The sequence below is a fragment of the Candidatus Baltobacteraceae bacterium genome, from assembly GCA_035502855.1.
Lineage (GTDB): Bacteria > Vulcanimicrobiota > Vulcanimicrobiia > Vulcanimicrobiales > Vulcanimicrobiaceae > Aquilonibacter.
In genome coordinates, this window is the sequence record DATJTX010000012.1 from 1 (window position 1) to 10,238 (window position 10,238).

At 61.9% G+C, this 10,238-nt stretch carries 13 protein-coding genes; all 13 read right to left on the reverse strand.

The window, feature by feature from the left end; all coding sequences use genetic code 11:
• Positions 1 to 49 precede the first annotated feature (49 nt).
• The 13 genes from VMF11_02385 to rplS all read right to left on the reverse strand — a co-directional run bounded on the left by VMF11_02385 (position 50) and on the right by rplS (position 9,990).
• A complete protein-coding gene (locus tag VMF11_02385) occupies positions 50 to 760 on the reverse strand; it encodes a hypothetical protein (protein ID HTU69142.1) in 711 nt (236 codons plus the stop codon).
• 622 nt (positions 761 to 1,382) lie between these two features.
• Positions 1,383 to 2,051 carry a hypothetical protein gene (locus VMF11_02390; protein ID HTU69143.1) on the reverse strand — a complete coding sequence of 223 codons (669 nt, stop codon included), beginning with the start codon at positions 2,049 to 2,051 and terminating at the stop codon, positions 1,383 to 1,385.
• Positions 2,052 to 2,062: 11 nt separating this feature from the next.
• The gene (locus tag VMF11_02395) at positions 2,063 to 2,692 is read right to left on the reverse strand and encodes a universal stress protein (protein HTU69144.1); all 630 of its coding nucleotides are present in this window, start codon (positions 2,690 to 2,692) and stop codon (positions 2,063 to 2,065) included.
• Positions 2,689 to 2,868, reverse strand: coding sequence for a hypothetical protein (locus VMF11_02400; protein ID HTU69145.1), 180 nt, complete (start codon positions 2,866 to 2,868; stop codon positions 2,689 to 2,691). Before VMF11_02400 ends, VMF11_02395 begins: the two co-directional genes overlap by 4 nt.
• Before the next feature lie 4 nt (positions 2,869 to 2,872).
• Positions 2,873 to 4,495 carry an APC family permease gene (locus VMF11_02405; GenBank protein ID HTU69146.1) on the reverse strand — a complete coding sequence of 541 codons (1,623 nt, stop codon included), beginning with the start codon at positions 4,493 to 4,495 and terminating at the stop codon, positions 2,873 to 2,875.
• 8 nt (positions 4,496 to 4,503) lie between these two features.
• Positions 4,504 to 5,796 (reverse strand): protein kinase, encoded by a 1,293-nt coding sequence (locus tag VMF11_02410; GenBank protein ID HTU69147.1) that lies wholly within the window; start codon positions 5,794 to 5,796, stop codon positions 4,504 to 4,506.
• A 20-nt stretch (positions 5,797 to 5,816) separates the two neighbouring features.
• A complete protein-coding gene (locus VMF11_02415) occupies positions 5,817 to 6,152 on the reverse strand; it encodes a YraN family protein (protein ID HTU69148.1) in 336 nt (111 codons plus the stop codon).
• On the reverse strand, positions 6,121 to 6,864 hold the full coding sequence (locus VMF11_02420; GenBank protein HTU69149.1) for a ribonuclease HII: 744 nt from the start codon (positions 6,862 to 6,864) through the stop codon (positions 6,121 to 6,123). The genes VMF11_02415 and VMF11_02420 overlap by 32 nt, the downstream gene beginning before the upstream one ends.
• Complete coding sequence (gene ylqF, locus VMF11_02425; protein HTU69150.1) at positions 6,845 to 7,660, reverse strand: ribosome biogenesis GTPase YlqF; 816 nt, start codon at positions 7,658 to 7,660, stop codon at positions 6,845 to 6,847. Before ylqF ends, VMF11_02420 begins: the two co-directional genes overlap by 20 nt.
• Entirely contained in the window at positions 7,657 to 8,169 is a 513-nt protein-coding gene (lepB, locus tag VMF11_02430) for a signal peptidase I (protein ID HTU69151.1), read from the reverse strand. Before lepB (VMF11_02430) ends, ylqF begins: the two co-directional genes overlap by 4 nt.
• Positions 8,170 to 8,187: 18 nt before the next feature.
• Positions 8,188 to 8,925 carry a signal peptidase I gene (lepB, locus tag VMF11_02435; protein HTU69152.1) on the reverse strand — a complete coding sequence of 246 codons (738 nt, stop codon included), beginning with the start codon at positions 8,923 to 8,925 and terminating at the stop codon, positions 8,188 to 8,190.
• 15 nt (positions 8,926 to 8,940) lie between these two features.
• Positions 8,941 to 9,618 (reverse strand): signal peptidase I, encoded by a 678-nt coding sequence (gene lepB / locus VMF11_02440; protein HTU69153.1) that lies wholly within the window; start codon positions 9,616 to 9,618, stop codon positions 8,941 to 8,943.
• Between the two features lie 21 nt (positions 9,619 to 9,639).
• Positions 9,640 to 9,990, reverse strand: coding sequence for a 50S ribosomal protein L19 (gene rplS, locus VMF11_02445; protein HTU69154.1), 351 nt, complete (start codon positions 9,988 to 9,990; stop codon positions 9,640 to 9,642).
• Positions 9,991 to 10,238: the final 248 nt, after the last annotated feature.

Consider the following 10,238-nt stretch of genomic DNA (forward strand, 5'->3'; position numbering starts at 1 on the left):
TGCAGCGCCGCTACATGCAACTCGAAGGACTCACGGCGCTCAGCGACAATCAGGCCGCTAGGCTTTCAGCGGTGATCACCGGCTGACAGCCCACCTCGCCGAGCCGCGGTTCATACACCACGCGCTGGGACACGATCCCAAAGCTGCCCGAGTAGAGGTAACCAACATCGAGGTACCCATATTCATTATAGTAGAATTGGGTATCTCCACACGGGACGGCCACGTATCCGTAGAATGCGGTTACGCCTTGGCCCGAGTACTCGCTCACATATGGACCCGTGCCGGTCGTGACGGGCGGCGGGTACGCCAGGGACCGGGCGTTTCCGGCTAGCGCTGCCCTCGTCGATAGGCCTGACGGCCTATCGAGGTTCGCGGTAAGTGCTTCCTTAACCGTGGCCGCCGCAAGGGCAGGGCGATTCGAGAACACTGTGCCGTTGCTCCTAACGTAGACGAAATCGCCACGCATATTCTGAGGTTCCATGGCAAGTAGCTCATGAGCGAGGAGCCGGTCGCTGCCCGTTATTGATGGGTCGATAAAACGATCTATGTCGGCGTCGGTGATCCGCTTGCCGCTCTCGGATGCGAAGCTCCGCGAATCCGAGCTTACTGATATTCTCCGCGTTGACGCGGGCCGGATCGCGCTTTGTGAAAGCTGACCTGAAGAGGGCAGTGCAGACGAGTTTCTCTCACCGCCGCAAGCGCCAAGCATCGCGGCGAGGATGAATAAAGCAAGTGCAATATGCAAGCGCGCGGTTGACATGGTAGCCCTCCCCCGAAAAGGCGCATGCCCTAGCCGTCTTAGTTCGCCCGTAGCGCGACTTCAACAGGCGAGGCATTTGATCGGCGTGAAAGGAATTCCTCGCAAAAGCAGTCTAAGCGACGGGGCATGGGACTGAAACGCCTTTTCGTGTCGACAGTTGTCCTAGCGCTTCTACCTGTTGCCAGTCTCGCGAGAAGTGGGCACCTCGCCGCTGGGACTATGGAACTGATTGAAGGTGTAGCTCTAGAGTCTCCACCCCCGGTTCGCATTTACTTTGCGGACGAGAGCAGCCTGAAGCGAAGCGGCCTCACTCGAGCCGAGGTTGCCGAGGTGCGCGCCGTACGAGCGCAATTAGCCCCCCGGGCGGCCCCGTACCTCAAATACGCCTTCGTTGGCCCGCGGTCGCTTTTCGCGCTCTTTGTTACGGTCGCAGACGTTCCGCCAGACTACGGACCCGATTCAATCGTGCTGAACGATTGCCACGCCGCCGCAAAATGCCCGCACATGTGCGGAACGCGGTTTGAGTACGCGGAGGACGCCCTGATACCCCTCGGCCCCTCAGGGTACGCCTGTGAAGAGGCTTGGTATTGGCGAGACGACTAAACCGCACGTGCAGCATGCACTAGAACGGGAAGTCGTTTTGGGTCAGGTTCGCGTTGAAGTTGTAATCCGTGAACGACTGGTCCAACACGACCGTATCGCCTGCGTAGAAGATTTGGCGCACCGGCCAGTGCGTTTCTTGCGAAAGATAGAGCTTTTGCAGGCTCACGCCGCCGTTGCTGGCCGGATCGGCGACTTTGAGCGTAAGCAGGTCGGTCGGAACGCCGTTGATTTTTCCGCCGGGGCCTTGGGCGAGTTCGCCGGGCACGCTGGTGTATGCCGCGACGATGTTCTGCGGCAGGCCGTCGGGAATCGTGTAGCCGCGCAGCGACGTCGCGCGGCCGTCGTGCAGGCCGACTTTGAGATGGATCCCCGAGAGAAAACCGCCCTGATGTCCGCTGACTTGATCGCCGCCCGCCCATACGCCGCCCGAGCCGCGGCCGTCGCCCGATTCGATCAACGTCTTGGCGAAGTGTGGCTTCATGAACGAATAATCGTAGACGCGGTCCTGCACGGCGGTGCCTTTGGTTTCGTGCGAGTGCAGCTTGAACGTGAACGAGTTCACCTGCGCGAACGCAGCGTTGAACGCGTCGATCCCGGGAGCAGTTTGTGCGGCGCGGGCGCCCGCAGGCGCGACGAGCGCCACGAGCACCGCTGCGATAACGGCCAGCGAAAGATACCCTTTGTGCATGAATCCTCCGATTACGGCGTGGGTGGACCAGGCGGTCCCGGTTCTTCGTAGAGCAGTGTCCCGTGCTTGCCTTCGACACCGATGAGTACGTCGCACTTGGCGTCGGCGGCGATTTCTTCGATCGTGCGCCCGAGCGGCGCTCCGGTGTACTTCCCCTCGCGGAACGATCCGACGATGATCAGGTTTGCCCTTTCGCGTTTTGCCAGGTCGAGTACCGCCTGTTTGACCGATCGGGCTTTGATGATTTCCGTGCGAATCGACACGTCGCTTGCGCTCGCGATCGTCTCGGCCGTCCCAAGCGCGTCGAGTGCGGCGCGCTCCTCGAGCGGCATCTCCGCATCGGGCGGCAGCGTGTACGGAACCTCGATCACATAGATCACGAGCAGTTCGGATCGCTCGCCGCGCGCGAGCTTGGCGGCCAATGCCATCATATGCGTCGAAAGAATATCGGCCGAAAAGACCACGATGATCGACCCGACCATCCGCTCGAGCTCGCTGGCCGCCTCTTTGGCCATCTTCTGTACGAACGACGCCGGCGGATGCAGCATCCACCAGATCGTCGAGCCGATCGCAAAAGCGATGATGAGCGCGATGATCGCGCCGGCGAGCGTGATGGTGATCGTGCCGTCGGAATAGATCATGAGCGCCGAGCCCGGCTCGCAAGCATGCGAAGCCGCACGATGCCGAGCGCGATCATTGCTAAGCCGAGAACGATGCCCGTGAACGCGGCCCCGATCGGGTAACGAACCATCCGACCGACGATGATCGCACCGACGACAATCATCGCTACCGCCAGGATCGCGCGAACGGTGCGCACCGCGCTAGTGCTCCGCCGCTTTCGCGGCAGCGCGCTCTTGGCTCGCCTTCAGGTTCGCGACGTACTCGTCCATCAGTTCGAGCTCGCCGGCGCGACGCAGAATCTCGATCTGTTCGCTGCGCCAGTCGCGTTTGCGCGAGCGCAGCATCGGAAGCTGTTTGCGCTTGCGGTAGATGAAATACAAGACGACGCCGAATGCGATCCACGACGGGCCGGCGATGCGTCCGATCGGATGCGTGATCAACGTGAAGGTCAGGATCGCCGTCATACCGATGAAGCCGATCAATGCGACGAGCGGAAACTCGACGCGCTCGCCGCGGAAGCGCATCGGAATGTTGATCGGGATTTTGAACTTACGCGGGCTCAGCGGATCGACCAGCCGCAGCGCGACCAGCGCGACGAAAACGAACGAATAACTCGTCGCGGCGCCGAAGGCGTACAAGTCGCCCAGGAAATCGATTCCGCTCTCGTTGTTGAAGTGCTGTGCGTAGAGGGCGGCCATCCTCGGATCGAGCGAGGGCAGCGCCGCGAAGATGACCTCGATCAGCGCGACGCCGGTGAACACCAGCAGGGAGATCGTCGGCGTGCGAAACCGCTTGTGAATGCGTTGGAAGATCGAGGGAAGCAGACCGCCGGAAGACATCGCGTACGCGATACGCGAACTTCCGAACACGCCGGAATTGGATGAGATGAGCAACAGGATCGCGCCTAGGACGGGCACGTAGAACGCCGCGATCGCGCCCCAGTACGGAACCTCGCGCGCGATGAGCGCGACCGCTTTGCCATTGTTGTCGGTGTTGCCCAGCCACTGCCAGAGCATCTGCGGGTGACCGTGCGCATCGAGCGGTATCGGGTGCCAGGTGTGCATGCCCAGCGCTAAATTTGCGTACGAGAGCGCGAAGATCAAGATCGTCAAAATCAGCGCGGTCGAGGTGCGCGGGATGATGGAAGCCGGACGCTGCGTTTCCTCCGCGGCCTGGGATATCGATTCCAAACCGACGAACGAAACGATCGCGAGCGAAATGCCTTTCATCAGCTCGAACGGTGTCGGCCAGGCGTTGGTCATCGTATGCACCAGAAGATCCGGGCTGAACGCGAAGAGAAAGCCGAGCGAGAGGATCGCGGTTTCGCTGACCACGTCCAGTGCGCTGACGAAGCCGTTGAATGCCGTCGATTCGCGAACACCGATGATGTTGAGGATACAGAGTCCTGCGATCAAGCCCACGACCAGAATGAAATGTGCCCACGGGTGCGTGGGTTGGCCCACAATCGGCAGCAGTTCGCTCAAATAATCGACGCAGCTCCAAGCAAAGAGCGCGATATCGATCGTGAAGTCGAGCAGAACGGCCCAGCCGGCGATGAATCCGAAGATGTCGCCGAGCCCGCGCAGCACGAAGTACTGACCGCCGCCGGCGACCGGATAGGTCGCCGCCAGTTCGGTATAGGCTAGGCCGATGCAAACGTAGACGATACCGGCAAAGAGAAACGCGACGTTGGAGGCGCCGGCCGCCGCGCCCAGCACCAAGCCCAGGCCGACGAAGATGTCGGCGCCGACGTCTGAGTATCCCCACGAAAACGAACCCCAGGGCGTGACGGAGCGCCGGAGTTCCGGCTTTCGATCAATCATCCGTTACGTTAGAAAATGATCCCGATCGCGGTGCGTTCGAGCGCGTTGATCATATATTCGGTGTGCGCGTACTGTTCGTGAAGGCCGTACTCGTGGAAGATGCGCAGCGCTTCGTTGAGCCGGTTGACCCCGTCCCGCAGTTCGGTGCGCTCGCGCTTTCCGTCGGTCGCTTTTTGCAGCACCATCGTCGCGTACTTGAGCGCCGTCTTCGCGTATTCTACTTCGTTGTTGATCGCCGAGAGTTCGTGCATGGCGGAAAGGTAGGCGTCTCGCGCTTCGTCGTACTCGCGCCGGCGCGTCGCGATCATGCCCTTGAGCACGTTTTCGAGCGCGTCGCTGCGATTGCGCGAACTGGCCAGCGCGCGATCGAGGGCTTGGCGCAGCGTGGGATCCGTCGTTTTACCGCCGGTGGACGGCGCGAACGTTTTGAGCGGCTTGGCTTCAGCTACCGGTGCCGGGTGCGAGTGCAGGGGGACCGTCGGGCCGAGCAGCGCTTGGATGTCGGCCATGAATTCACTGGCCGTCTGATAGCGCCGCCCCGGATCCTTCTCGATCGCGCGCATGATGACGATCTCGAGTGATTCCGGGATGTTGCGGTTGATCTCGCGGGGCGGCGTGGGCAAGTCGTGGACGTGCGAGTACATCGTGGCGACGATGTCGTCGCGATCGTTGCGGAACGGAAGCGTTCCGGTGAAAATTTCGTACATCACGATCCCGACCGAATACAAATCGCTGCGCACGTCGGCCGGCTTGCTCAAGAACCGTTCGGGCGCAAGATAGGAGATCGTTCCGACGATCTGACCCGTTCGTGTCGTCTGCGTGACCTCGCTCGCCCGCCGCGCCAACCCGAAGTCGGTGAGCTTGGTGTGCTTGCCGTCTTCGACGATCATGATGTTGGACGGCTTGATATCGCGGTGGATGATGCCCTGCGAATTGGCGTACTCGAGCGCTTCGAGCACTTCGTAGATGTAGCCGAGCGCCTGTTTGTAGCCGAGTTCACCACCCTCGAGCGCCGAGAGGGTCCGGCCGCGAACCAGCTCCATCACGATGTAGGAGATGCCGGAATCTTCGCCTGCGTCGTAGACCGCGACGATGCACGGATGATTCAACCGCGCCATCGCGCGGGCTTCCATCAAAAGGCGTGCGTTGGTCTCGTCGGAACGTTCGACCAGCACCTTGACCGCAACGTCTCGACGCAGCGTCTTGTCGAGCCCGCGATAGGTGTCGGCGGTTCCGCCGCGTCCTATGAGCTCGGCGATCTCGTAGCGTCCGCCGAGAGTCCGTCCTTGGAGTGAATCCACTAGCCCGCTCTATCCATGGGTCAGAAAGCGTTTCGATGCAGAGCGAGGCGATTACCGTCTATCGTCACGATATCGAACCGGATTCGCGCTCGCGGGGCGACGATCTGGGCATAATCCGCCGCAATCGCGCGTAGCCTGTGGCGTTTTCGGGCATCGACCGCGGCGAGAGCCGAGCCGAAGGTGTGGCCTTCGCGCCGCTTGATCTCGACGAAGACCAGCGTCGAACCGTCCACCGCTACCAGATCGATTTCGCCGCCGGGCGTGCGCAGATTGCGCGCGATCACGCGATACCCGCATTCGGTCAGGAACGCAGCGGCCACGTCCTCACCCCGGCGTCCCTTGCGGCTCGTACTCAAAGAACTCATCCGCCGCCTCTGCGCTCGTCTCGTCTGCGAACAAGAGTTCGAGCTGGGATTCGCGGACGCGGGCAAAGGCCGCCCGGTGGTGGACGCATGGACCGTGCCGGCGCAGCGCGGCGATATGCGATGCGGTTGCATACCCCTTGTGCTCGGCAAAGCCGTAGCGCGGATCCTCGCGGTCGAGTTCGACGAGGAGTTCGTCGCGGTGGACCTTGGCCAAGATGGACGCGGCGGAAATCACCGCGCAGCGCGCGTCGCCCTTGATCAGCGGCTCTTGCGGCCCCGGGAATGAACGGATGCGGACCGCGTCCGTGTAAAGAAATTCGGGCTGACCGCACGCGAGCGCGGCGAGGGCGCGTTCCATCGCGAGCACGCTGGCCCAATAGATGTTGAGCCGATCGATTTCGGCCACGCTCGCGACGCCGATGCCGTAACCGGCCGCCGTCGCTCGAATTTTTTCCGCGAGTTCGCGCCGCCGCGCCGGATGAACGACTTTTGAATCGTTGAGCCCGCGCAGCATCAACGGCTGGGTTGCAACGACGCAGGCGGCAACGACGGGGCCCGCGAGCGGTCCGCGGCCGGCTTCGTCGACGCCGCCGATCAACGTAAAACCGCGCTCGCGTGCGGCTTGCTCGAAGCGGTGAAGACGCAGGAGCCGCCGGCGCTCGCGCTCGTAGGCGGTCTTTGCCTTACGCTGCTTGGCCGTCATCGTCCGGCGCCTCGAGGCTGATGCGTCCGAATACGCCGTCGTTGAACGCCTTGATGTACGACCGCGCCGCGTTGTATTCGTCGACCTCCCCGCCGCGCCGGACGAATCCGCGCGCACCGGCGAAGGTCGCAAGATCCGGGACGTTCGTTCGGCCGTTGCCGCGAACGAGCAGCCAACGATGGAATTCGGCGCAGACTTCGCAGGGATCGTAACGTTCGCGCGGCACCGCGCCGATCAAAGCGAGCTTCCATTGCGCTTGCGCTCCTTCGATCTTCGGCACGAGGATGCCCGGTGTATCCATCAATTCGATCTTCGGCGCCAAGCGAAACCATTGTAGCGCTCGCGTGACTCCGGCTCGGTCTTCGGTCTTGGCCGCTCCCCGGCGCAAGAGACCGTTGATGATCGACGATTTGCCCGAATTCGGCACCCCGACGACGATTGCGCGCGAAATGCCCGTGCGCTCCTTGGCTTGCGCGGTGAGCGCCGCGAGGATGCGGGAGACGCTCTGTTGATTGCGCGCTTCGACCGCGATCGCTTCGCGTTCGCGCTGTGCGAACCACTCGATCCAGCGGCTGGTTATCGCGGGGTCCGCCAAATCATCGCGGCTGAGCACAACGATGCGCGATCGTTCGCCGGCCAAGCGGTCGAGCATGGGGTTCGTATCGCTGCGCGCCGCGCGCCCATCGATCACTTCGATCACGATATCGATTAATTTGAGATAATCGGCGATCCGGCGCATCGACCGGACCATGTGTCCGGGATACCACTGGACGACTTTGTCGAGCTGCCCGCTCACAGCGCGCCGATCGAGCCGAGCGGCCATACGCCCGCCACCGCCTTGCCCATGAGTTCCGCGTCCGGTACCGGGCCGAATGCGCGCGAGTCCTCGCTCACCGCGCGATTATCGCCGAGCACGTAGACGCTGCCGGCCGGCACGGTAACCTCGGGCAGGCTGCGGTCGTCGCGGAATTGGACGTAGGGCTCTTCCAGCCGTGCGCCGTTGAGATACACCGTACCGTGGTCGATCCGAATGCGATCGCCGGGCAAACCGACGACCCGCTTGATGTAGAGCTCCGGCGTAACGGAGTCGTGCCTAAAGGCGACGATGTCGCCGCGTGACGGCTTGCCGAATCGATACGCCAGCGTGTTGATGATGACGAATTCGCCCGAGCTTATGTGCGGCGCCATCGACGGTCCGGAAACCTGGGGTAAGCGGACGAATAATGTTGCGGCGATCAGCACGCAGAGGATCGCAAGTTGCAGTGCGATGCTCGCGAGCGAGCGCAGTTGCACGAAGCGGACCACGCCTGGGCGTATTCGCGGTTATTTCAAGATTTTCATTTGGCTCGGCGGCCAGAAGATCAGGAACGCGCGGCCGGTGAAGCCGGCGCGCTCACCGGCCCGCGGACCGGTTGCGAACGTACCGGCGTCCTGCGCGAAACCCCAGATGTGCGAGTCTTCGGAGTCGTTGCGATTATCGCCGAGCATCAGATAGCAATTCGGCGGTATCGTGTCGGGCGAAGTCCATTGCGATTTCGGCGGGATATTCGCCGTCGACGGATCGAGCGCGCGCCATCCGAATCCGTCGTTGACCCAGATGCCATACTTCTGGATCTTCAAGTCGTAGTCGGGCTTTTGCGCGATGTACGGCTCGCGCAATGGTACGTCGTTGATGTAGACGACGCCGTTCGTAATACGCAGCCTCTCGCCGGGAAGCCCAATCACCCGTTTGATGAAATCGTCCGGCGTGGGGATTGGCGGTGGAAAGACCACCACGTCTCCTTCGTGCGGCGGATGGAAGCGATATTCGAACTTATCGACCAGCAGCACGTCGTGCACTTGCAGCGTCGGGACCATCGAGGCTGAGGGAATGTAGTAGGTTCGTGCAACGAACGTGATGAGCAGCCATGCCGCAAGACCCGCGTAGATGAACGGATCGAGATATTCTCGAGCGATTGCGACGCTGCGTCCTTTTGAGGCCGCGGTGACCGGGCGAATCGAGAGCGCGATCCTCGAGACGAGAATGATCGCAACCAAACCGAGAAGATCGTACGGTGTCATGTTCCTTCGTTCGTGTTAGCTGTGCAAAATCGAGAATCGCGAGAGCGGCCAGATGATCATAAAGGCGCGACCGCCGAACGAGCTGCGCGGCACGAATCCCCAAACATGCGAGTCGTCGGAATAATTCCGGTTATCGCCGAGCATGAAATAGAATCCGTCGGGAATATGGTCGGGCGATTGCCATTTTCCTCGCGGGGGGATGTCGGCCTGCGCGGGCTGGAGTGCCGCGCCGTTGACGTAGATCGTATAATTGCGGATTGCGAGGTCGTAGCTCGGGGGCTGGTTCTCGTACGGCTCGGTGAGCGGATGGCCATTGCGATAGACGATACCGCCGGAAATCCGAATCGCGTCGCCCGGAGCGCCGATGATCCGCTTGATGAACCCGTTTCCTCCCGAGGGGACCGGCGGCTTGAAGACCGCAATTTCACCGTCGCGCGGTGCGCGCAGGTGATAGTCGAGCTGGTCGATCAGAAAGACGTCGCCGACTTGGAGCGTCGGAATCATCGAGATCGAGTCGATGTAGTAGGTGCGGATGACGAAAACGACCAGCAACAGCGCGACCAAGCCCACCACGATCAGGGTGTCGAGATAGGTCCGCAGTGCGGGCAGCGCCGGCGCCTCTCGGTGCCCGGCCGCGAAAGCCCTGCCGCTCAGTGCCAACCGGGCGACCGCGAAAAGTGCGATCAGTCCCAAGAGTGCGAACGGCGTCAGTTCTTACTTGACTGCTTTCTTTTCTCTGATGCGGGCCGCTTTGCCGACCTTCTCGCTCAGATAGTAGAGGCGGCTGCGCCTCACGACGCCGCGTTTGCTCACTTCGATACGCTCGACCCGCGGGCTGTGCACCAGGAACGTCTTCTCGACGCCGACGCCGTGCGCGACGCGCCGCACGGTGATCGATGCATGGCTGCCTCCGCCCTTACAGACGGTTACCACGCCCTCGAACATCTGCACGCGTTCTTTGCCGCCTTCGACGACCTTTGAATACACTTTCACCGTGTCGCCGGACCGAAAGTCCGGAACCGATTCCTTGAGTTGCTCGCTATTGAGCACGTCGATGACGTTCATGGCATTATCTCTACTGCGGCAGGTGAAAAGACGGCGCGGTGAGGCCGCGCGACAACCAAGGGATGGTAGCACGGGGCACCCCCAGTCTGCAAGGCGGATTGTGGAACTATCGGAGCTCGATAGAGATGTCCCCATTTGGACTCAATAGAGATGTCCCCATCGAGAGGAATCCCTCCCCATGGAGCTTCTCACGATGTCGACCTCCGAAATTACCCGCCTGGCGGCCGTGGAGCGGCTCCAGGCCGGCG